At 39.1% G+C, this 21,959-nt stretch carries 18 protein-coding genes and 3 pseudogenes; 16 read left to right on the top strand and 5 right to left on the bottom strand.

What is annotated here, in order from left to right; genetic code table 11:
• Positions 1–2: 2 nt before the first annotated feature.
• A complete protein-coding gene (locus tag CYO90_RS03075) occupies positions 3–296 on the top strand; it encodes a hypothetical protein (protein ID WP_002940285.1) in 294 nt (97 codons plus the stop codon).
• Positions 287–2,236 (top strand): FUSC family protein, encoded by a 1,950-nt coding sequence (locus tag CYO90_RS03080; RefSeq protein ID WP_103578398.1) that lies wholly within the window; start codon positions 287–289, stop codon positions 2,234–2,236. Before CYO90_RS03075 ends, CYO90_RS03080 begins: the two co-directional genes overlap by 10 nt.
• Here the strand turns inward: CYO90_RS03080 and CYO90_RS03085 are convergent.
• Positions 2,215–2,721 carry a hypothetical protein gene (locus CYO90_RS03085; RefSeq protein ID WP_002940170.1) on the bottom strand — a complete coding sequence of 169 codons (507 nt, stop codon included), beginning with the start codon at positions 2,719–2,721 and terminating at the stop codon, positions 2,215–2,217. The two genes, CYO90_RS03080 and CYO90_RS03085, sit on opposite strands and share 22 nt — an antisense overlap.
• A 104-nt stretch (positions 2,722–2,825) precedes the next feature.
• Here CYO90_RS03085 and CYO90_RS03090 point away from each other — a divergent pair, with 104 nt between their 5' ends.
• Genes CYO90_RS03090 through CYO90_RS03115 form a run of 6 tightly spaced genes read left to right on the top strand, consistent with a single transcriptional unit; the run spans position 2,826 to position 8,487 of the window.
• Complete coding sequence (locus CYO90_RS03090; protein WP_103578399.1) at positions 2,826–3,692, top strand: D-amino acid aminotransferase; 867 nt, start codon at positions 2,826–2,828, stop codon at positions 3,690–3,692.
• Positions 3,689–4,132 (top strand): DUF523 domain-containing protein, encoded by a 444-nt coding sequence (locus CYO90_RS03095; RefSeq protein WP_103578400.1) that lies wholly within the window; start codon positions 3,689–3,691, stop codon positions 4,130–4,132. Before CYO90_RS03090 ends, CYO90_RS03095 begins: the two co-directional genes overlap by 4 nt.
• Positions 4,125–4,613, top strand: coding sequence for a chemotaxis protein (locus CYO90_RS03100; RefSeq protein WP_103578401.1), 489 nt, complete (start codon positions 4,125–4,127; stop codon positions 4,611–4,613). Before CYO90_RS03095 ends, CYO90_RS03100 begins: the two co-directional genes overlap by 8 nt.
• A 2-nt stretch (positions 4,614–4,615) precedes the next feature.
• Positions 4,616–6,631 (top strand): SH3 domain-containing protein, encoded by a 2,016-nt coding sequence (locus CYO90_RS03105; RefSeq protein WP_103578402.1) that lies wholly within the window; start codon positions 4,616–4,618, stop codon positions 6,629–6,631.
• Entirely contained in the window at positions 6,632–7,951 is a 1,320-nt protein-coding gene (locus CYO90_RS03110) for an ATP-dependent DNA helicase (RefSeq protein WP_103578403.1), read from the top strand.
• A complete protein-coding gene (locus tag CYO90_RS03115; protein WP_103578404.1) occupies positions 7,948–8,487 on the top strand; it encodes a hypothetical protein in 540 nt (179 codons plus the stop codon). The genes CYO90_RS03110 and CYO90_RS03115 overlap by 4 nt, the downstream gene beginning before the upstream one ends.
• 27 nt (positions 8,488–8,514) lie before the next feature.
• Here the strand turns inward: CYO90_RS03115 and lolA are convergent, their stop codons facing one another.
• Positions 8,515–9,027: a LolA-like outer membrane lipoprotein chaperone gene (gene lolA / locus CYO90_RS03120; RefSeq protein ID WP_103578405.1), complete on the bottom strand. Its 513-nt coding sequence runs from the start codon at positions 9,025–9,027 to the stop codon at positions 8,515–8,517.
• 97 nt (positions 9,028–9,124) lie between these two features.
• On the opposite strand from lolA, the pseudogene secA reads away from it, so the two are divergent.
• The 3 genes and pseudogenes from secA to CYO90_RS03130 form a co-directional block, all read left to right on the top strand.
• Positions 9,125–11,521 (top strand): annotated as a pseudogene (gene secA, locus CYO90_RS03125) (preprotein translocase subunit SecA); the annotation flags it as partial.
• A gap of 108 nt (positions 11,522–11,629) precedes the next feature.
• Positions 11,630–11,731 (top strand): annotated as a pseudogene (locus CYO90_RS10755) (SEC-C metal-binding domain-containing protein); the annotation flags it as partial.
• Between the two features lie 51 nt (positions 11,732–11,782).
• Positions 11,783–12,982, top strand: a complete 1,200-nt coding sequence (locus tag CYO90_RS03130) for an ABC transporter permease (RefSeq protein WP_103578407.1) — start codon at positions 11,783–11,785, stop codon at positions 12,980–12,982.
• A 267-nt stretch (positions 12,983–13,249) separates the two neighbouring features.
• Here the strand turns inward: CYO90_RS03130 and CYO90_RS03135 are convergent, their stop codons facing one another.
• Genes CYO90_RS03135 through CYO90_RS03145 form a run of 3 tightly spaced genes read right to left on the bottom strand, consistent with a single transcriptional unit; the run spans position 13,250 to position 16,153 of the window.
• Positions 13,250–14,875 (bottom strand): cation:proton antiporter, encoded by a 1,626-nt coding sequence (locus tag CYO90_RS03135; protein WP_103578408.1) that lies wholly within the window; start codon positions 14,873–14,875, stop codon positions 13,250–13,252.
• A gap of 3 nt (positions 14,876–14,878) precedes the next feature.
• Positions 14,879–15,253: a heat shock protein transcriptional repressor HspR gene (locus CYO90_RS03140; RefSeq protein ID WP_009293705.1), complete on the bottom strand. Its 375-nt coding sequence runs from the start codon at positions 15,251–15,253 to the stop codon at positions 14,879–14,881.
• A gap of 3 nt (positions 15,254–15,256) precedes the next feature.
• Positions 15,257–16,153 carry a DnaJ family protein gene (locus CYO90_RS03145; RefSeq protein WP_009293707.1) on the bottom strand — a complete coding sequence of 299 codons (897 nt, stop codon included), beginning with the start codon at positions 16,151–16,153 and terminating at the stop codon, positions 15,257–15,259.
• Positions 16,154–16,308: 155 nt separating this feature from the next.
• Between CYO90_RS03145 and CYO90_RS03150 the strand changes: the two genes are divergently transcribed.
• The 5 genes and pseudogenes from CYO90_RS03150 (at position 16,309) to CYO90_RS03170 (ending at position 21,655) form a co-directional block, all read left to right on the top strand.
• Positions 16,309–17,712, top strand: a complete 1,404-nt coding sequence (locus CYO90_RS03150) for a Do family serine endopeptidase (RefSeq protein WP_103578409.1) — start codon at positions 16,309–16,311, stop codon at positions 17,710–17,712.
• A 97-nt stretch (positions 17,713–17,809) separates the two neighbouring features.
• Positions 17,810–18,487, top strand: a complete 678-nt coding sequence (locus tag CYO90_RS03155; RefSeq protein WP_002940190.1) for a response regulator transcription factor — start codon at positions 17,810–17,812, stop codon at positions 18,485–18,487.
• Positions 18,487–19,728: an ArsS family sensor histidine kinase gene (locus CYO90_RS03160; protein WP_103578410.1), complete on the top strand. Its 1,242-nt coding sequence runs from the start codon at positions 18,487–18,489 to the stop codon at positions 19,726–19,728. The genes CYO90_RS03155 and CYO90_RS03160 overlap by 1 nt, the downstream gene beginning before the upstream one ends.
• Before the next feature lie 27 nt (positions 19,729–19,755).
• Positions 19,756–20,193 carry a pyridoxal-5'-phosphate-dependent protein gene (locus CYO90_RS03165; RefSeq protein WP_103578411.1) on the top strand — a complete coding sequence of 146 codons (438 nt, stop codon included), beginning with the start codon at positions 19,756–19,758 and terminating at the stop codon, positions 20,191–20,193.
• Positions 20,194–20,213: 20 nt separating this feature from the next.
• Positions 20,214–21,655, top strand: a pseudogene (locus tag CYO90_RS03170) (potassium/proton antiporter).
• Positions 21,656–21,959 lie beyond the last annotated feature (304 nt).

Here is a 21,959-nt window from a genome sequence, read left to right on the forward strand (position 1 = left end):
AGATGCAAGAAAAAGAAGAGCTGCTAACACTTCACGACGAGGAGCAAAAACGTGAGGTAAATTTAAGCTTTAAGACGCTAGTGATGGTCTATCTGGCGGTTTTTATAGCGCTAGCTCTATTTTTGCCAAAAATTTATATAGCAAATCAAATTTATTATATAAGTAGAGATATCGCCGATATCAGCGGCAAACGAGATATGCTCCTTGAAGAAAACAGAGCTCTTAGCATAAAGCTTGAAAATTTGCGTTATAAAAATCAAATTTTAAACAATATGCAAGAGCGTCAATGGAAATAATTAAGAAATTTAAAAGCTTTATCCACTACTACGACCCTGCAAATTTCCAACTCATCTACTCGCTAAAAGCTGCCACAACCATCGCTTTTAACTGCTTTTTGTGCTTTTACTTCTTTCATCTAAGTGGCGCTATCATGGCTGTAAATATCACGATGGGTATCTTCTTTCTTGGCGAGCTTGAGTGCAAAGATAGGAGCAAATTTGCATTTTTGCTACTTTACATCGCGCTTTCTTGCGCTTTTATGCCCTTTGTTGCACCCCTTATGAGCCTTGGCATTTGGCTCTCACTTATCGTATTTGTCTGGATATTTGTGGTAGGCATTAGCCAAATTTATAGCTCAAATTTAAACAAAATTTTACTCGCCGTAAATGCAACCGGCCTAGTTGCTTTTGTCACAAACGCCGCAGTAGGGCTAAATGTGGCTGATAGTATCGGCGCTTTAGTGCTTGCTGGCGTGCTAAGCATCATCATAAAATTTGAAAATTTTGGCAAATACGGCAAATTTACTAAAAAGAGCATCAGCTTTTTACTAGACAGCGCCATCTTATCGAGCAAGGTGCTTGGCACGAGCCGTTTTTACGCAAGTATTGCAGATTTGATGAGCTCGATTGACAAATCAAAAGAAATTTTTGCAAACAAAAGCCTAAAGATAAAAGATGTTAAGCTAGTTAGAAATCAAGCCAAAGCGCTATTTTATTTTTATAAAGTTGAAGAGATCGCTCTTTTGCTTCGAACATTGGGCGCTTCGTTTGAAAGGATCGATGACAAAGCGCTTTTAAACGAGGTAAAAAATGAGATCGCTTACAACCTTTTTGAGCTTAAAAAAATTTTCAAAAATCAAACTCCAAAGCTGAAATTTGATGCGCTAAATTTAGCTAAAAACTCAAATTTTAAAATTTTTGCAAGCTCGCTTGGCGTGCTTTATGATAAATTTTTGCTTATAAAAGAGGGCTGCGAGGACAAACTCTCGTTTAACAACACAAAAAAGATCACGCTAAAAGAGGCGTTTAAAAAGCTAAATTTAAAAAATGAAGTATTAAAAGAGTCTTTAAGGCTTGTCATTTGCATGTCGCTAGCTATTTTTATAGCGCAGGCGATGCATATAAATCATGGAATTTGGATAGCCATAGCAGTGATGAGTCTAAACAAAAGCGACGAAGATGCTTTAAAAAATGCAGGCAGAGATAGCCTTCTTGGCGGAGTTATTGGCTTTTTTATCGCGCTTGTTTTTGTGAAATTTATGGGTGAATCATACGCATTTTACGTGGTTGTCTTTATCGGTATGTTTTTGGTTTATTATCTAAAATCTTACAAACAAATCGTCTTTGCAACGGCTTTTATGTTTGAATTTACAGCCATTTTTTCGCTTATAAAAAGAGACTTTTTAGCTCTTATGGTCGATAGACTGCTTGACGTGGCAGCTGGCTTTTTGATAGTTTTTCTTACATATATGCTAACTAGGAAAAATGACTATACAGCGATAAAAAATAGCTTAAGCAGTGCCTTGATAGGTTTTAGAAATTTAGTGCAAATTTCTCTAAATGAGTCAAACAAAGATGCTTTTAGCACGGATGAAAAAAGGGTTTTAGGCTCGATAAATGAGCTAAACTACGCTATAAAAGTTAGTAAAAATTTAGACGATGATAATATGAAAAATGCAAAATTTATAGCTAGCAAGCTTGATGATATAAATAGTGATCTAGTTAAGCTTAGAAATTATCTAAATTTAGACGAGCCAAAAGAGAAAAACGCCTTGCAAAATGATGTAAAAATCATTTCAGATAGGTTTTTGATGTTAGATAAAAAGATCAAAAAACTTCCATATTATTTCATAAGCGAGATAGAAGCGAAGCTACTTTGCAAAGACGAAAACGTGAAAAAGCTAATTTTACGAGTTGCTTTAAAACAAAATGAAATTTACTCAGCGCTCTCTTTTTGAGAGATTAGCTTTTCATATATATATTGTTCTAAATCTTTTTTTGAAACGTCATTTTTAAGAGCGGTGTTGTAAATTTCTTCAACCTTGCTTGAATACTTTTCATATCCAAAATATGGAAAATGCACGCTCCAAGCCTTTTTTATAAGATCCAAGCTTATCTCTCTTCTTGCCCAAACCTTAAACATGTCAAAGCCGATAAAAACAGCTGAAGTGACGATAGTGGTTGCGATTATCGAGATGTGCGCGTCGGCCTTTGCTAAAAAGTGGTGCGTGATGATAAGAAGCGGAAACAAGACTACAAAGCAGATAAGTGCGTAAATTTGATAGAGCTTCACGTGGTTAAATCTAAAATTTAGCTTTGCGCCATCAACTAGCATACCTTCGTTAAAAAGGGCATTTGCTTCAAGTAAATCTCTAAATAAAACTGGCTGTTTTGAGACGAAAAAAATATTTTTAATGATAGTGTTTCTTAAATTTTCTTTCATTTTTTATAGACTTTTTACCTTAAAAATTTCAGCTCATTGTATCTAAAAATCTATAAATTCAAACAAAATTAGATACAATTTGCCTAAAATTTAAGGAGCTAAAAATGGCAGATAAAGCTTTGGAAACGGTCTTTGTAAATGGCGAGTTTGTGCCAAAAGATGAGGCAAAAGTTAGTGCATTTGATAGAGGATTTATATTTGGTGATGGAATTTATGAAGTAGTGCCTGTGATAAATTCAAAAATGGTTGATAAAGAGGGCTTTTGGGCGAGATTTGAGAGAAGCCTAAACGAGATAGATATAAGCCTGCCTTACGAAAAAGATAAATTTGAAGCGATCTTAAATGAGATAATCGCCAAAAACGCCTTAAAAGAGGGTGGAATTTACATGCAAGTAACAAGAGGCGTGGCGTTTAGAAATTTCTATTTTATGGAAAATTTAACCCCAAGCGTCTTCATCTTTTGCTACGAGAGTGAAATTTTAAACAACCCAGCCGCAAAAACAGGCATAAAAGTGGTAAGTGTCGAGGACATCAGGTGGAAGAGGCGCGACATCAAATCAATCTCGCTTCTAGCTCAGTGCTACGCTAAAAACGAGGCTCACAAAAAGGGCGCGGACGAGGGCTTTATGGTAGAAAATGGCTTTGTCACAGAGGGCTGTAGCTCGAGCGCTTTTATCATCAAAGATAAAACTCTCATCACCAAGCCACTTTCAAATGAAATTTTGCCAGGGATCCGCCGTATGAGGCTTTTAAGGATCGCTAAAGATATCGGTTTAAAGATAGAGGAGCGCAAATTTAGCATGGACGAGGTTTACGCGGCTGATGAAGTCTTTATCTCGGCTGCTACGCTCATACTTTTGCCAGTCATATATGCTGACGGCAAGGCGATAAACGGCGCAAAAGTGGGCGAAATCTCAAGCAAACTTCGTGAAATTTATGCTAGCGAGCTTTTAAAAGAAGCTGGACTTTGAGAGAAAAGGTCTTAATAAGCGCCTGCCTTGCTGGCATAAACTGCAAATTTAATGGCGAAAACAACCTTTTGGATAGTGGCATTTTGGATGAAATTTCAAAGAGATATCATCTGCTTTTCGTCTGTCCAGAGGTTTTTGGCGGACTTAGCACGCCAAGAGAGCCAGCTGAGATGAAAGGTGGCTTAGTCGTCACAAAAACAGCTAAAGATGTGAGCGAAAATTTTAAATTTGGGGCTGAAATTTGCCTAAAGATAGCTAAGCTAAATGGCTGCAAAAAGGCTATTTTAAAAGCTAGAAGCCCAAGCTGTGGGAGTGGGCAAATTTATGATGGAAGCTTTAGTAAAAAGCTAATCTTTGGCGACGGCGTAGCGGCAAAAATGCTAAAAGAAAATGGTATTTTAGTCTTTAGCGAAGATGAGATAGGGCGGCTTGATGTTTGAGAGGCTAAAAGATAACGTCATGCTTGAGGTGATCTTTAAATACATCATCTTGTTGCTACTTTTTGCCTGCGTGGTGGGACTTTTTGTGAGCGGCGTGCTCTTTTTAAAGGGAGAGATGAGCGAAAATTCGCTAAATTTGCACATTTTCTTTGGCTTTAGCTTGGTTGTCCTCACCATAATCCACAGCTACGTCAAGAAGAAAAAGCTAAAAAAGCTAAGCCTTGAGTTTAAAAATATCTTAAAGCACAAGCCAGTGCAGATGGATTGCAACACGACAAGGTTTTTAAACGCGCTAAATGATGTCAAAGTGGGCGAGCTTTCAAAGAAATTTGGCTCAGACATTGCAGAAATTTTAAGATCAAACGATATAAAGGTCAAGGATCAAAACGAGACGATGAAGCAAATTTGCAAAGACAACGATGAAAAGATGTTTTATATCTTTGTTTTGATCGTCGAAGCTATATTTAAGGATAAGGAATAAATTTGAAAAAAGGTATATTTTTAGCACTTAGTGTTGCTTTGTTTTTGGGTTGTTCGCAGACAACAAAACCAGAGCCAAACAAGCAGCAAAATGCCCTGCCAGACGAAAATGTCTATAAGCCAAATGAACGCATCAGCTTGCTTGAATTTGAAGTAAAACAAGACGTCTCGTCGCTACCTCAAAATATGCAAAGTGCGAGCTTTGCTCAAGATGAAATTTTAAAAAGAAGATTTAAAGTTTTTACTCTAAGAGGCGTGAAATTTAACCCAAATGACGCTTTTTGGGCGTTTAATGTATATAAACCAAGCGAGAAGAGAAAGTATTTTGGCTCAAATTTTAGGCAGATACCTCAAAGCTGGTTTGACGCACAAAAAGAGAATGCAAATTTCGCTGGCTTTTTGCAAATTTCAGCTTACGCTCTAACTTCAGCAAACACAGCTGTAAGAAATTTCCCAACCGACGAGCCGATATTTTTAAACCCGCAAACTCCAGGTGAGGGCTATCCGTTTGACTATCTGCAAGAATCAACCCTAAGCATCGCTCATCCGCTCTTTGTATCGCACCTCTCAAAAGATAGGGCATGGGCGTTTGTGAGTGATGATGCGGTTTGGGGCTGGGTGAAGGTTGAAGATATCAAATTTATAAGTGATGAAGAGGCGCTTGCCTATCAAAAATCAAGCTTTGTCACTATAAAAACCGACAAGATGCCAGTTTATGACAAGGGCGGAAACTTTTTATTTTACTCACGTGTTGGCGCGATACTGCCAGTTTTGGCACAAGATGACAAAAACTACTACGGCAAAATTTATGTAAGAAATATGCTTAGGGAGTTTGTCCTCCCAAAGTCTTTTAGCGCCCTTTTTCCACTTAAATTTAACGACTCAAATTTAAAGACAATTCTTAGCTCGCTTCTTACTCAGCCTTATGGCTGGGGCGGGGTGGATAAGCTAAGAGACTGCTCGCTTTTTACAAAAGACTTGCTAGCAAGCTTTGGCGTGTGGTTACCTAGGAACTCAAGGGCGCAGGCAAATATGGGAGAAAAGATCAATCTAAAAGGCCTTAGCAACGCTGCAAAGAGCAAAGAGATAAAAGAAAAAGGCGTGCCATATCTCACGCTCGTGCATCTGCCAGGCCATATCATGCTCTATGCTGGATATAAGGGCGATGATATCTACGTCGTGCATGATGCTTGGGGGCTAAAGACTGCAAATAATGGCCGCGCGCTTATCGGAGCGACTGCGATAACTACGCTAAACATCGGACAAAACAGAAGCGACATACAAAGTGCAAATTTGCTAATTTCTAAGGTTGATTCTATAAATGTGATGAGGCCTGAGCAAGGGATGCTAGATAAGGCTAGAAAGATCTCAGCTTTGCAGCGAGCTTACGGCGTGAAGATAGAAGAAAATTTGGTTAAATTTAGTGATGGCACGAGTTTAGTCTATGATGATTTTAAACAAAAAGATGAAGAGTGCAGCACTGGGGCTGACATAGAGGATATGAACGCGCTTGATTACGCTGCGTTTTCGCCACTTAGCGCGGCACTTAGTGATGCTGGTAGATGCAGAAACTACGAGCTTTTAGGCAAAATTTATGGCTCAAACGAGAGCGCGGTAAAGGCAAATTTGGTTGATATCATCTGGCTAAAGGATTTTTTAAATTTGCCTTTAAAATTTAACTCTAAAAATGGCGCCGCAGCTGCTTTGCAGGATGTGAGCAACGAGCTAAACGAGATGGTAAAGAGCGATCCAGCCTTGCTTGAGTATCTAAAAGATCCAGGCGGGACATTTAAGTGGCGCATCATCGCTGGCACAAACCGCCTAAGCGCGCACAGCTACGGCATCGCGATCGATATAAATGTAAAAAAGAGCCACTACTGGCAGTGGAGCAAGGGCTATGAGAATTTGATCCCTGAAAAGATCGTGCGAGTTTTCGAGAAGCATAAATTTATCTGGGGCGGACGCTGGAAGCACTTTGATACGATGCATTTTGAGTATCGCCCAGAGATGTTTGAGTAGATGAAAGATCAAATTTTAGAAATTTTATCTCGCTCAAATGTCTTTTTAACAGGCGGTGGTGGTGTTGGCAAGAGCTATCTAACCGCCTCCATCATCAGACACTACAAAGAAAATTTCAAAAATGTCGTCATCCTTGGCTCAACTGGCATAAGCGCTGTTAGCCTTGGGGGCGTGAGCTTGCATAGCTTTTTTAAATTTGGCTACTGCAAGGACTACGAGGAGCTAAGACGGCTTGACTACCGCCAAAAAGATAAGCTAGGCAAGCTACGAAATATGCTAGATGCCTGCGATCTGCTTGTAATTGATGAAATTTCGATGGTTAGCTCAAATGTTATGGAGATGATAAGATACCGCTTGCTCACCTCTAAATTTAAGGGCAGAGTGCTTATAGTGGGCGACTTTTATCAGCTGCCACCCGTGCAAAAAGAGCAAAATGAGAGCAAGCTTTTTAACTTTTTATACGCTTTTAACTCCAGTGCGTGGGAGGATATGAAATTTACAAATGTTGAGCTGCTAGTCTCAAAACGCACAAATGATCTTAAATTTTATGAAATTCTCTCTCGTCTTAGAGTTGGCGAGCTAGATGATGAGATGATGGCTTATATCGAGAGCTTGCGAGTGGGAGCTATCGAGCCAGATAGCGAAACTAGCGTGCTTTTTGGCAGAAACGCAGAGGCTGAGATGCTAAATCAAAAAAGACTTCTTGCGCTTAATACGCCGCTTGAAATTTCAAACTCGGACGTGCTTGTTATGGATGAAAATTTAGATAAAAAAGAGTTTGAAAAGTGGGCAAACACGCTAAATATCTCACGAAATTTAGAGATGAAGATAGGCGCAAAAATCATCTTTACTTCAAATAAATGGGGCGAGTACTACAACGGCGAGCAGGGTAAGATCATGCAAATTTTAAAAGAAAATGGCGCCATTTCAAGTGTGATCGTGCAAAAAGATAGCGGCGAGATCTGCGAGATAGAAAAGTGTGCTTATAACTTTTGCGCGCTAAATTTGAATGAAGACGAGATCGAGGAGAACGTGCAGGCTTCGCTTTATCAGTTTCCATTTAAGCTTGCCTATGCGCTAACTATCCACAAGTCTCAAGGCATGAGCATAAACTCGCTCATTTGCAACATCAACCACATCTTTGCCAAAGGACAGCTCTATGTCGCACTTTCTCGCGCGGTAAATCCTAAAAATTTAAAACTTTTTTATGATAAGAAAAGTGATTTTAGGCAGCATTTAAGAAAAGTGGTTAAAATTGACGACGAAGTTAAGAAATTTTACCAAGAAAACGTATTTTTGCATATTAAGGAGAGTTTATGAAAAAGCTATTTTTAAGCCTTGTTTTTGGCGTTTTTGCATTCGCAGACGTGCTAAAAGTGAGTGACTTTCAAACAGATATCTACTCAAAAGCTGGACAAAATTTAACAAAAAAGATAAGCATGAACCTTGAAGTTGTCGGACGTGACGTGGAGGAGAACGAAGCCTACGTGCTTGATGCGCTAAACGTCGTTGTTGGCAGCTTTTACGTGGAGGATATCCTAACCTCAATGGGAAAAGAGAAATTTAAAGAGCTCTTTATGAAATATGCAGCCAAAAAACACTCGCTTGATATCGATGATGTGCTTATTTTAAACATCAAAGTGATAAATAATCTAGAGCTAAGCGAGATCATAAAAGCGATAAAAAGCCAAAATTTATGCTCTGATCCAAGCGTAAATGAAGATGTGATGACAAAGCCAGAAAAGAAGAAAAAAGGCAACGAGATCATCGTCGCACCTGATCCAAATGACGTGGTGCAAAAGCCGATCGATCTAAATAATGTGCAGGAATTTGGAAAAGACTTCGGAGAGAGGTGAGTAAATTTGGCTAAAAGCTAGCCAAATTTATTGATTTACAATGTCGTAACCTTGTGGGATAACTGGAGTTAGCGTCTCTTTTGGGATGAGCGCGTCTTTTACAGGGTTGCTTAGAGTGATTTTTATCTTATTTGAAAGCTTGTCTTTATAGTCAATCGTTGTTGGAAGCGTGTTTTTGATCGTTATAAAGTACTCAACTCCGTCATATATCGCCTTATAAAGTGTCGGCTGAATTTGCTCTGCGTGAGCTAAGACCTGCGTCAAATTTGGCGTATCATCTAGCCTTGAGATGATGGCTTGCTCAAGCTCATCCTCGATCACGACCACCTTGTCTTTGTCAAAGTAAATTCTCTTTGGTGTTGGACTTTCATATATCCAAAGCGCGGTGTTGTCGCTTTTAGCGTAAAATCTCCCCTTATAATTTACACTCTTGCCCTCGCTAAAGACAGTTTGGGTAAAGTCACTTTGCAGGCTTTTAAAATTTAAGCCAGCACCAAATGAGCAAACCGCAACAAAAGAAGCTATCAAAAATTTTCTCATTTTTTATCCTTTTTTGGCGTATTCTAGCCCAGTTTAATTAAATAAATAGTTAAACTATGCTAAGATCCAAAGTTTAAAAATTTAGGAAGGTAAAGTAATGATTTCATCGGTATTTAGAAAGATTTTTGGCACGAAAAACGATAGAGAAGTCAAAAAATATATAAAACGTGTGGCGCAGATAAACGCGCTAGAGCCTACTTATGAGAAGATGAGCGACGATGAGCTTAAGATCAAATTTAACGAGCTTAAAGCCCAAGTCGTCGAAGAGAAAGTCACTTTAGATCAAATTTTAAATGATGTCTTTGCGATAGTTAGAGAGGCTAGCAAAAGGGTGCTTAAGATGCGCCATTTTGACGTGCAGCTAATCGGCGGCATGGTGCTAAACGAGGGCAGGATCGCTGAGATGAAGACAGGTGAGGGTAAGACCTTGGTTGCGACTTTGCCAGTTATATTAAACGCGATGAGCGGCAAGGGCGTGCATGTAGTAACAGTAAACGACTACCTTGCAAAGCGTGACGCGACGCAAATGGGCGAGCTTTATAACTTTTTAGGCTTAAGCGTCGATGTGATACTAAGTGGCGGATACGACGATGAGGTAAGGCAAGCTGCCTATAATGCCGACATAACATACGGCACAAACTCAGAATTTGGCTTTGACTACCTTCGTGACAATATGAAATTTGAAGCTGGTCAAAAGGTGCAAAGAGGCCATAACTTCGTTATCGTGGATGAGGTCGATAGTATCTTGATAGATGAGGCTAGAACGCCACTTATAATCTCTGGTCCAACAAACCGCACGCTTGATGGCTATATAAGAGCCGATCAAGTCGCAAAACAGCTTACCAGAGGCACTCCAGCCGATCCAAACGTGCCAGGTTCAAAGCCAACGGGGGACTTTATAGTAGATGAAAAAAATAGAACGATAATGATCACAGAAGCTGGCATAAGCAAGGCTGAAGGGCTATTTGGAGTTGAAAATTTATACAACCTTGAAAACGCCGTGCTAAGCCACCACTTAGATCAAGCTCTAAAGGCGCACAATCTCTTTGAAAAAGACGTGCACTACGTCGTAAAAGATGGCGAAGTTGTCATCGTTGATGAATTTACAGGACGTCTAAGCGAGGGCAGGCGTTTTAGCGAGGGGCTTCACCAAGCACTTGAGGCAAAAGAGGGCGTAAAAATCCAAGAAGAGAGCCAAACGCTTGCCGATACAACATACCAAAACTACTTTAGGATGTATAAAAAGCTTGCAGGTATGACTGGTACAGCTCAGACAGAGGCTACCGAGTTTTCTCAAATTTATAATCTTGAAGTTATCTCAATCCCAACAAACGTGCCAGTTAAGAGGATCGATCAAAACGATCTTATCTATAAAACTCAAAATGAGAAATTTAAAGCTGTCATCGATGAAGTCAAAAAGGCTCACGAAAAAGGTCAGCCAGTGCTTGTAGGAACTGCAAGTATCGAGCGTAGTGAGGTGCTTCACGAGATGCTTAAAAAAGCTGGCATCCCACACTCTGTGCTAAATGCTAAAAACCACGAAAAAGAGGCTGAGATCATCGCACAAGCTGGCGTAAAAGGTGCTGTGACTATCGCTACAAACATGGCTGGACGTGGTGTTGATATCAGGATCGATGATGAGGTTAGAAATTTAGGCGGTCTATATATCATCGGCACCGAAAGGCATGAGAGTAGAAGGATAGATAATCAGCTTCGTGGCCGTGCTGGACGTCAGGGCGATCCTGGTATGAGTAGATTTTACCTAAGTTTAGAGGATAATCTTTTAAGGATTTTTGGTAGCGACCGCATAAAAGCGATCATGGATAGGCTTGGTATCGACGAGGGAGAAAGCATCGAGAGCCGCATGGTGACAAGAGCTGTTGAAAATGCTCAAAAGAAAGTCGAGAGCTTGCACTTTGAGGCTAGAAAACACTTGCTTGAGTATGACGACGTGGCAAATGAGCAAAGAAAGACTATCTATAAATACCGCGATGAGCTACTTGATAAAAACTACGATATGAGCGAGAAGATAGCTCAAAATAGGGTTGAATACGCTACAAATTTACTTGATACGGCTGAAATTTTCCATGGCGGCTTGAAAGATGACTATGACATTAAAAATTTATGCTCTATCATCCTTGCAGACTGCGGCGAAGAGATCGACGAGAGCGAGCTAAAAGGGCTAGAGTATAATGAACTAGTAGAAAAAATAGCGCAAATTTTAGAGGTTAGATATAACGAAAAGATGAGTGTGCTAAACGAAGAGCAAAGAAAAGATATAGAGAAAATTTTATACCTTCAAGTGCTTGATAATGCGTGGAGAGAGCATCTTTATCAGATGGATATCCTAAAAACTGGCATCGGTCTAAGAGGATATAATCAAAAAGATCCGCTAGTTGAATATAAAAAAGAGAGCTACAACCTCTTTATGGAGCTAGTTGGCAGACTAAAAACTGAGAGCGTTAAAACGCTTCAAATCGTTAGATTTAAGAGCCGCGAGGAGCAAGAAGAGCAAGCTAGGATGATGCTAGAAGCTAGTCAAAATGCTGAAAATGAGCCTCTAAACTACAACAACCAAGGCGAAGATGAAAATTTCACGCCAGAAAAAAAGATACCAAGAAACGCTCCATGCCCCTGCGGAAGCGGTAAAAAATATAAAGATTGCCACGGCAAAAGTGGCCCTAAAAAAGGCATATTTGCTTAAAATTTCTACTTTTAAGGCGCCAAAGCGCCTTAATCTTTTAAAGGCTATTTGATGACAAGTTTACCAAAGTTCCTACTTTTTAAATATTTAAAATTTGATAAAACTCAGCCATTTATCACCCTAAGTGCCTTGCTTGCCTTTCTTGGTGTTAGTATCGGACTTATGGTTTTGATCGTTGCGATGGCGATTATGAATGGATTTGATAAAGAATTTGAGCGCAAACTTTTTACGATGAACTATCCCATAACCGTTCAAAGTGCCTTTAAAGGCTCTATTGATGATGACTTTGTTGATGAGCTAAAGGCTAGATTTAGCGATTTAAAATTTAGTCCATATATCAGCACACAGGTCATTTACCGCTCGGCAAATGCACTTGAGGGCGGACTGGTTTATGGCGTAAATTTTAAAGATGAAAAACAGATAAACTCAGTCGTAAATGAAGCTTTAAAAGATAAAGAGCTAGATGGTTTTGAGATACTTGTAGGAAGTGGTATAACGAGTGAGTTTAGACTAAGAAATGATGAAAAACTAACGCTTATCTTTACAAAGGCTGACCCAGCTGGCTTTTCACTAACGCCAAAGATGAAGCGCTTTGATATCGGCGGCTCATTTACATCTGGGCTAATCGCATACGATAAGGCGTTTTCGTATACTTCGGTTGATGCATTAAGAAAAATTCTAGACTATCCAAAAGGCGTTTATGATGGAATTCATATCTTTTCAAATAAGCCATTTGATGATATAAAAAGAGTGCGTGAAGGGCTTCCAGCAGGCACGGTTGCCATAGGCTGGTGGGAGCAAAATGGCAACTTTTTCTCAGCGCTTGCACTTGAAAAAAGAGCACTTTTTATAGTTTTGATGCTTATTATCCTTGTGGCGTCGCTAAATATAATAAGCTCACTGCTAATGACTGTAATGAACCGCAGGCAGGAGATCGCCTTGCTTCTAGCACTTGGAGCTAGCAAAGGCGAGATAAAAAGAAGCTTCTTTTATCAAGGGCTAGTTATCGGCGGAGGCGGCATTATATTTGGCTTAGTGCTTGGCTTTTTGGGGCTATTTTTACTTGGAAATTTCAACATCATAGACCTGCCAGCTGATGTCTATGGCTCAAGCAAACTACCACTTGAACTCTCAACGATAGATCTTGTGCTTATCGTAGTTGGGGCTGTGTTTATCGTGGCTATCTCGTCTTACTATCCAGCCAAAAAAGCCACAGAGGTAAATGTCCTTCAAACTTTAAGAAATGAGTAAAGCCTGGCAAAGCTAGGCTTTAAATTTGATTTTTAAAAGCATATTATTGGATAATATGCTTTTATTTTAATTTGCAATAAATTCTATTTTTTATCTTTTGATAGCTCATCAATTTTTAATTCTTTGCCATTTATATCTAAATGATGCTGTGGCTAGACAAATTTTTAGCTTCTTTTTTTTCTTATATAATCAACAATATTGCTAATAGTTTTATCAATTTATTTAAACGAGCTTAACAAAAAATCGTGTTTTAAGAAGCTAAATTTACTACGCTCTTACGTCGTGGTCGATCTTACACTGAAGGGCTTCGTGAACAAGTGTTTTTGCCATGACGCGCTCCTCGCTTATAAGGTGGAAATTCTCGCCTAGCTCGCCAAAGATATCTTTGTTGCCCTCGCCATTTGCTTTGATGATCGTTTGGATATTTGCTCCGTAGTCTTTGATCTTTTGTGCGATCAGCTCAACTCTTTGCTCGTTGCTAACTGTTATGATAACGGCCGCTGCGTCGTCTAAGCAGGCATTTTCAAGGGTGTTGCTTTGAAGCACGTTTCCTAAAAATACATTTTCCCCGCGGCTCCTACCAAGCTCAACTAGGCTGATATCATTATCAAGCACGATGTATAAAAGCTTTGTCTCTTTTAGCCTTAAAACCACCTCTTGACCAAGCCTATCATAGCCAAAGACCACGATGTGATTTTTTAGTTTTTGTGGTTTTAAGGTCTCGTTTGACTCAACTACTACCTCACGCTCTACAAGATCAGCTAAGACATCAAGCTTTTTAAGTATAAAAGGTGTTGCAAACATCGATATAACAGAGGCTGCGATGAAAATTTGAGCTGTTTGGACATCAAGTAAATTTCTTGTAGTCATTAGCCCAAAGACAGCCAGTGCAAATTCTCCGATCTGGCAGACGCTAAGCGCGGTCTTAGCAGCGACCCTGCGTTTTAAGTAGATATTTAAAACGGCAAAAACAACGATGGCTTTTACGACCATTATGCTAAAGACTAGACCTAAAACTAGCCAGATATTTGAAAGCACGACTACAAAATTTATCTGCATGCCAACGGTTATGAAAAATAGTCCAAGAAGCAGATCTCTAAAAGGTATGAGATCGACCTCGATCTGGTGCTTATACTGTGTCTCTGCCATCATCATGCCAGCTAAGAACGCACCAAGAGAGTATGAAAAGCCAAAGAAGTGAGCTAGCGTGCTGGCGCCAACGACCAAAAAGAGGATCGTGGCTATAAAGACCTCTTGAGAGTTTGTCTGAACGACTTTGTAAAATATCCAGTTGATGACGTATTTGCCGAGCAAAAATAGCACAACGATAAGGATAACCGCACTCGTAAATGTCTTTAGCAAAAGCTCATTTATAGAGGCATCTTGCGAGCTAAACATATCTATCATAAGCAAAATAGGGATAACGGCGATATCTTGAAATAGCAAAATTCCAAGCGCCTTTCTACCATAAATTTTACTCACATCGCCATTGTCATTTAGTGTTTTTAGCACGATCGCAGTTGATGATAGAGCAAAGGCAAGACCAGCTATAAGCGCTGTCTCGTCCTTTAGATGAAGCGCGTAGTAAAGCATCACGCCCATCACAAAGCCACTTAAGCAAACTTGCAGACCGCCATTTAGAAAGACCTCTTTTTTCATGCTCATCAGGTGCTTAAAGCTAAACTCAAGTCCGATCGTAAACATCAAAAATGCGATACCAAATTCCGCGATATGAGAAATTTCATCGTTGCTTTTTAGATTGAAAAACTCAGATATAAGCGTGCCGGTTACGATGTAGCCAATGATGGTTGGTATCTGAAATTTCTTAAATATGACGTTTAACGCGACTGAGATAGCAGCGACAAGCAAGAAGCCTTCTAAAATTTGTTCCATATATTATTTTTTGCCTTCGTAAAATACAAGATCAAAGCTACTTTTTCTCTTTACTAGCGATCTTTTGGTGCTAGTTTGACTGGTAGCTTCGTGTAATTTTTTATTTAATTCATCAATAGTTGCTTCTAAATCGTCAATTTTCTCTTTTAACTGAAGTATCACATCAACACCTGCTAAATTTACGCCAAGTTCGCGGGTTAAATTTAGTATCGTTTTTACACGATCAACGTCTTTTTGCGAGTAGAGTCTCATCTTGCCATCTGTTCTTGAGGGTTCAACTAGTCCCTCTCTTTCGTATTGTCTTAAAGTTTGTGGATGTATGCTTAAAACCTTTGCTACAACGCTTATTAAAAAAAGTGGTTCTTCGTAATTTTGCATTTTTTACTCCGGTAATTTTTCTTTTAACTCTTTTACTAAGCCCTCGTCAAGCTCACTGATATTTGGAAGTTTTACCCTAGCTTTTAAGTAAAGATCGCCATAAATTCCGCTCTTTCTGTTTTGCACGCCGTATCCTTTCAAGCGGATCTTTGTGCCTGTTTTTGAGTTCTCAGCGATTTTAATGGTTACATCTTTTTTATATGTATGCACATTTATCTTACCGCCAAAGAGCATAGTTTTTAGTGGAATTTCTACATCTTTATAAAGATCATCGCCGACTCTTTCGTACTCGTCACTTGGTTCAACGCTAATGGCAAGTATAAGATCACCAGTTTGACCGCCAGCACTCTTGCCTTTGCCTTTTATGCGAAGTTTTTCGCCGCCTTCTATGCCGCTTGGGATCTTTATCTTGATGCTTTCGCCATTAAAATTTATCTTATGTTCGCCGCCAGTTACAGCTACGTCAAATGGTATAGAAATTTTAGCATTTACGTCTAGATCAGCTCCGCCAAAGCCAAATCCACCTCCGCCAAAGCCTTCAAATCCTTCAAAACCTCCGCCAAAGCCACCACTAAATTTAGCGCCACCTCCGCCAAATCCGCCTGAGAAGATGTTTTTCAAGATATCGTTTAGATCGCCCATATCGGCTGAACCTCTGGCAAAGTCGTGGAAATTTTGACCGCCAAACATATTATCGCCGTATTGATCATATTGGGCACGTTTTTTCTCGTCACTTAAAATTTCATAAGCAGCGTTTATCTCTTTAAATTTATCCTCTGCTCCAGGGTCTTTGTTGATGTCTGGGTGGTACTTTCTAGCAAGTTTTCTATAAGCTTTTTTTATCTCGTCGCTTGATGCGCCTTTTGAAACTCCTAAAGTTTCATATAAGCTTTCGCTCATATATTCTCCTTATGTTTTTTGACACGGATTATATCATAAAACTTTAGTCTATGCAAGTCAAGTTTATTTTTATTTACAAAGGAGAAAAAAGCGTTAAGATTTTATTTTTAAGCTCTATTTATAATTTCAAGACATTTTCAATTTAAAGGAAAAAAATGAAAAAATTTATGCTAATTTCATTAGCAGCGGCTTCTTTGCTAATGGGAGCTGATATTAAATTTAACGAAGCAAACCAAGATGTAACTAGAGTTTCGCCGTTAAGCGATAAAAATAGTGTGCTATCATACTATGACTCTATCGCTCAGGCAAAACTTTCAGTTGTAAATATCTCAACTACAAAAACAGTAAGTAATGCAGGCATTGAACAAATGTTTAATGACCCGTTTTTTAATGAATTTTTTGGATTTAACTTTGCAAAACCAAAAGAGAAAGAAAAGACAACCTCTCTTGGCTCTGGCGTCATCATCTCAAATGACGGCTACATCGTTACAAACAACCACGTCATCGAAGATAGCGACCAGATCGTTGTGACCTTGGCAAAGGGCGGCAAGGAGTATAAAGCGAAGCTAATAGGCAGCGATCCAAAGACTGATCTAGCCGTCATAAAGATAGAGGCAAATGGGCTAAATGCGATAACATTTGCTGACTCGTCAAAGCTACTTGACGCGGACGTAGTCTTTGCTATAGGCAATCCTTTTGGCGTAGGCGAGAGCATCACTCAAGGCATCGTTTCAGGGCTAAACAAAGATGATATCGGACTTAATCAATATGAAAATTTCATCCAAACAGACGCCTCTATAAACCCTGGCAACTCAGGCGGCGCTTTGGTTGATAGCAGGGGCTATTTAGTCGGTATAAACTCAGCCATACTTTCAAAAAGTGGTGGTAACAACGGCATAGGATTTGCCATACCATCAAATATGGTAAAAGATATCGCTAAAAAGCTAATAACTGACGGTAAGATCGAGCGTGGATTTATCGGCGTTACGATAGCAAATTTAACCGATGAGCAAAAAGAGCTTTATACAAATAAAGAAGGTGCTTTAATAAGCGGCGTAGAGCAGGGCATGCCAGCAGATGAAGCAGGGCTAAAAAGAGGCGACTTGGTCATTTCAGCAAACGGCAAAGCTATCAAAAACGCAAATGATCTTAAAAATTTCATCGGCTCACTAACTCCAAATAGCAGCGTTGATATAACTTACGAGCGATCAAATAAAGTGATGAATACAAAAATCAAGCTTGTAAATATGGATCACAACGCAAAAGATGCGACAAAAAGCGTCATCATCGAAGGTCTTAGCGTTAGCAATCTAAGCGATGAGATAAGATTTAAATATAAGATCAGCCCAGATACTCAAGGCGTGCTTGTAACTGACGTAAAATCTGGCTCAAAAGCTGAAGACTTTGGCTTTGAAAAGGGCGACGTGATCGTTCAAGTTGGCGAAGAGAGTATAAAAGATCTTCAAACATTTGCAAGCACAGTCAAAAACGCAAAAGGCAAAAAGACGCTAGTGTGGATAAACCGCGGTGGCATCATGCAAGGCCTTGTTATAAAATAACTACTTAAGAGCTGAAATTTCAGCTCTTAACTCTTTTAAATTTTTAAAACCTTTATCTGCTATAATCCTTAAAAATAAATTTACATCAGGAAAGATCATGACTAGAATTTTAATGATAGAAGATGATATGGAGCTTGCTGAAATTTTAACAGAATACCTAGAAAACTACGACATAAAAGTAACGACGGCTGAGGAGCCATATATCGGACTATCTACTTTAAACACAAGCGAATTTGACCTAGTTATCCTTGATCTTACGCTCCCTGGCATGGACGGACTAGAGGTGTGCAAAGAGATAAGAAAAAAGCACAACATCCCTATAATCATCTCAAGCGCAAGGCACGATATAACGGACAAAGTAAATGCCCTAGATAACGGCGCGGATGACTATCTGCCAAAGCCTTATGACCCACAAGAGCTTCTTGCTCGTATAAAAAGCCATCTAAGAAGGCAGAGCATAGCTCCTGCAAATGAGGCAAGAAATTTAAACAAAGACTTAGTTTTAAAAGAATTTGAGCGAGAAATTTTATTTAAAGGAAGCGTGCTAAATTTAACCGCAGCGGAGTATGACATCTTAAAATATCTGCTTCAAAAAGAGGGTGGAGCGGTCACTAGAGAGGAGCTCATCTACAACTGCGAGAGTATAAATGAAGATAGCTCAAACAAAAGTATTGACGTTATCATTGGCAGAATTCGCCAAAAACTAAATGAAAATCCAAAAGAGCCAAAATACATCCACGCGATCCGCGGCATCGGCTATAAGTTGGTTCTTTGATGCCAAGATCTTCTATATTTATCACGATAACGTTTATCTTTGGGCTTGCGCTCGTTTCGATATTTTTGGCGTTTTTGTGGCTCATGGGCTTTGATAAACAAAACTACACAAGAGAGCTAAATAACAAATACTCAAACGTCGCTAGGACAAATTTGCTCTACATGGGTGGCATCATAAACAAAGCTCAGTATGACCGCCAGCTCTCAAACATCGACATGCCAGAGATCACAGCTAAAAATGAAAAAGAAGAAATTTTAAAAAATGCAGCCGTTTTAGAAGAAATTTCAAGTGATCTAGGATCAAGTGCGATCTTGCTTTATGATAAGCATCACTACCTAAAGATCGAGCATTTAGACGAGCTAAAACTTTTGATGGATAAAGAATTTCAGCCTTACAGATACGAGGTGATAAAGGCCGTGTTTTTGGTAGTTGCGGTCATTTTGCTGGCTGCTTATATCTTTGTCATCTATAAGATAAAGCCGCTTAGAAAGCTAAAGCGTCAGATCGTGAAATTTGCAAATGGTGAGCTAAACGGCGTGCAAAATGTCGGCAACGGCAAGGATGAAATTTCTGAGGTTTCAGAGGCATTTTATGAGGCTGTTTGTCAGATCAAAGCACTAAATGACTCAAGGCATCTTTTCTTAAGAAATATCATGCACGAGCTAAAAACACCTATCACAAAGGGGCTGATCGCCGCTCAAATGATAGAAAAAAGTAAAAATCAAGAGAGGCTCATCTCCGTCTTTCATAAGCTTGAAAATTTGATAAACGAGCTTGCAGCAATCGAGCAGATCACTTCAAAGATAGGACTTACAAATAAAACGCCTTGCCTTATGAGAGATCTCATCGATGAGGCTATCGATATAGCAATGGTTGAAAAGGAGCATGTTGGCATTAGCGAGCTTGATGAGGTTAGGGTGATGGTTGATTTTAAGCTATTTTCAGTCGCTATAAAAAATATGATAGATAATGGCATAAAGTATTCAACCGATAAGCACGTAAATATCATGGTTAGCAAGGATCACATGAAATTTATAACTCAAGGCGAGAAGCTAAAAAATGACCTTGACTTTTACATCCAGCCATTTATCAAAGGCGAGGATGCGCAAAAGAGCTTTGGTCTAGGTTTATATATAGTTAGCAACATCCTTGAGGCTCATGGACTAAAATTTGGCTATGAATACAAAAATGGAATGAATGTCTTTATTTTTGAAAATTTACAAGATATAATAGCGGCGTAAAATTAAAATAGTAAAAAGAGTGTAAAAATGGCGGCAAAAATCTTCTCGGCAGTTGATATTTTATCAATAATCGATCTTGAGATAGCTTTTATAAAGCGATACAAAAACGTAAAGGACTATGCGAAAAATTTATCTTTGATATATTTTTCTTTGCCAAATAGTAAAGAATATGGCGAGATTTTTGAGAAAATTTTAAGGCAAACAGACGTTGTCATAATAGAAAACGAACACTACGTAGTCGTGCTTCACGGCACAAACGAAAGAGGCGCTAGCGAGCTACTAACAGGCATACAAGAGTTTTTAAACGCTGAGCCGATCGATCTAGTAGTTACCTATCCAAAAGATGGAAAAGACGCAAAAGAGCTTGCTATAAAACTTCAAGATGAGATAAAAGATAACTATGGTGTCTTGCTTGAGATGCTTGTAAATCAAGATAAATTTGAAGTTTTTGAAAGTATAATTTAATATAATTTTGTGGAGTTTATTTGGAAAATTTACTACTATTTTTTGCAGTTTTGCTTATAACTAGCATTCTTTTAAGTAAGATCTCTGATAAATTTGGAATTCCATCTTTAATAATATTTTTAGGCGTTGGCATGCTAGCTGGCTCAGATGGCTTGCTGGGCGTAAATTTTGATGATCAAGCAATCGCTCAAAATGTCGGCATGCTAGCACTTATTTTTATACTTTATGCTGGTGGGCTAGATACTGATTTTGCAGCGATTAAACCTATCTTTGGTAGAGGTTTAGCGCTTGCTACACTTGGTGTTTTCTTAACTGCGCTAGCCATCGCTCCAGTAGCAAAATATCTGCTTGATTTTACCTGGGCGGAAGCCTTTTTGCTAGGCTCCATTATCTCTTCGACAGACGCAGCAGCTGTTTTTGCTATACTAAGAGCCAAGAAAATTTCACTTAGAAATAGCATTGTGCCATTGCTTGAGTTGGAATCTGGCTCAAACGATCCAATGGCGATATTTTTAACTATGACGATCATTCAAATGATCTCACTAAATAGCACTCCAAGTGTGTCAGAGTGGGCGATCACACTTGTTAAGCAGTTTGGCATAGGTATCGCTATGGGCTATTTATTTGGCGTTGCTTTGCCAGCCATCTTTAATAGACTTCGTCTAAAAAGCTGGGGCCTTTATCCGGTTTTTTCTATCGCTTGGATATTGCTTTTATATACGCTTTGCTTTAAAATCGGTGGCAATGGCTATTTGGCTGTTTATATTGCTGGAATTTTTATAAACAAAAAAGAGTTTTCTCATAAGAAAAATTTAGTCGGTTTTCACGATGGTATCGCTTGGACTTGCAAATAGTTGTCTTTTTGACGCTTGGTCTTTTGGTAAATCCTTCCGAGCTTCCAGCAACAGCACTAATGGCGCTTGTTTTGGCCTTATGGCTTATGTTTTTTGCAAGACCACTTGGTGTTTTTGCATCGCTTGCATTTTCAAAATTTAAGATAAATGAGCAAATTTTTATCTCCTGGGTTGGGCTAAGAGGCGTCGTGCCAGTTGTACTAGCTACCTATGTTTATGTCGATGGCGTACGTGATGCGGATATGATTTTTAACATTATATTTTTTATGGTTTTGATTTCTATTTTGATACAGTGCATGTCGCTTGGCTTTGCAGCTGATAAATTTAAGGTTAAAGAGAGTGAGCAAGAGGATGTTAAGGCAGTAGAAAACTCGCCGATCTTAAGCTACACGCTTCGCCAGCATACCATCCACTATGGCTCAAAACTAATTGGCAAAGATTTGGCTCAGCTTGAGCTTCCAACTGAGTTTTTAATAATCCTAATAAAGCGTAAAAACGAATATCAAAAGCCAACTGGCTCAACAATCTTTGAAGAAAATGACCTATTACTGATACAATGCGAAAATCAAGTGCTTTATCAAGATACGATTAAGTATTTGACTTATTAAAATTTTGATAAAACTTGCCACATTTCATTTCTCTTTGTAAATTTTAAAACTTTACTCACTCGCCTTAGCAGACTACTAAATTTAGGCTGCACTTCGTTTAGCACTAAATTTAGAGCCGTGATATGCTCGCTCATAAATTTTAAAATTTACTAGAATTTCAATAAAACGCATGCAGTGCGAAGCACTGAGGCATGCACCTCTAACGTCGTCGGGGTTAGGGGATTGTTAAGGGGGAGCTTCTTTGCTTCGCAAGCTCGCAACTGCAAGCAGACCGTAATTCAAGCCTCTTCCCCCTTAACAAAGA

Source organism: Campylobacter concisus, assembly GCF_002913745.1.
GTDB classification, from domain to species: domain Bacteria; phylum Campylobacterota; class Campylobacteria; order Campylobacterales; family Campylobacteraceae; genus Campylobacter_A; species Campylobacter_A concisus_R.

Coding starts and splice junctions, on each gene's coding strand:
- CYO90_RS03100 (WP_103578401.1), top strand. CDS start 4,125: ATGTTTGAGAGGCTAAAAGATAACGTCATGCTTGAGGTGATCTTTAAA.
- CYO90_RS03135 (WP_103578408.1), bottom strand. CDS start 14,875: ATGGAACAAATTTTAGAAGGCTTCTTGCTTGTCGCTGCTATCTCAGTC.
- CYO90_RS03160 (WP_103578410.1), top strand. CDS start 18,487: ATGCCAAGATCTTCTATATTTATCACGATAACGTTTATCTTTGGGCTT.
- CYO90_RS03075 (WP_002940285.1), top strand. CDS start 3: ATGCAAGAAAAAGAAGAGCTGCTAACACTTCACGACGAGGAGCAAAAA.
- CYO90_RS03140 (WP_009293705.1), bottom strand. CDS start 15,253: ATGCAAAATTACGAAGAACCACTTTTTTTAATAAGCGTTGTAGCAAAG.
- CYO90_RS03150 (WP_103578409.1), top strand. CDS start 16,309: ATGAAAAAATTTATGCTAATTTCATTAGCAGCGGCTTCTTTGCTAATG.
- CYO90_RS03115 (WP_103578404.1), top strand. CDS start 7,948: ATGAAAAAGCTATTTTTAAGCCTTGTTTTTGGCGTTTTTGCATTCGCA.
- CYO90_RS03155 (WP_002940190.1), top strand. CDS start 17,810: ATGACTAGAATTTTAATGATAGAAGATGATATGGAGCTTGCTGAAATT.
- CYO90_RS03145 (WP_009293707.1), bottom strand. CDS start 16,153: ATGAGCGAAAGCTTATATGAAACTTTAGGAGTTTCAAAAGGCGCATCA.
- CYO90_RS03080 (WP_103578398.1), top strand. CDS start 287: ATGGAAATAATTAAGAAATTTAAAAGCTTTATCCACTACTACGACCCT.
- CYO90_RS03110 (WP_103578403.1), top strand. CDS start 6,632: ATGAAAGATCAAATTTTAGAAATTTTATCTCGCTCAAATGTCTTTTTA.
- CYO90_RS03130 (WP_103578407.1), top strand. CDS start 11,783: ATGACAAGTTTACCAAAGTTCCTACTTTTTAAATATTTAAAATTTGAT.
- CYO90_RS03090 (WP_103578399.1), top strand. CDS start 2,826: ATGGCAGATAAAGCTTTGGAAACGGTCTTTGTAAATGGCGAGTTTGTG.
- lolA (WP_103578405.1), bottom strand. CDS start 9,027: ATGAGAAAATTTTTGATAGCTTCTTTTGTTGCGGTTTGCTCATTTGGT.
- CYO90_RS03085 (WP_002940170.1), bottom strand. CDS start 2,721: ATGAAAGAAAATTTAAGAAACACTATCATTAAAAATATTTTTTTCGTC.
- CYO90_RS03165 (WP_103578411.1), top strand. CDS start 19,756: ATGGCGGCAAAAATCTTCTCGGCAGTTGATATTTTATCAATAATCGAT.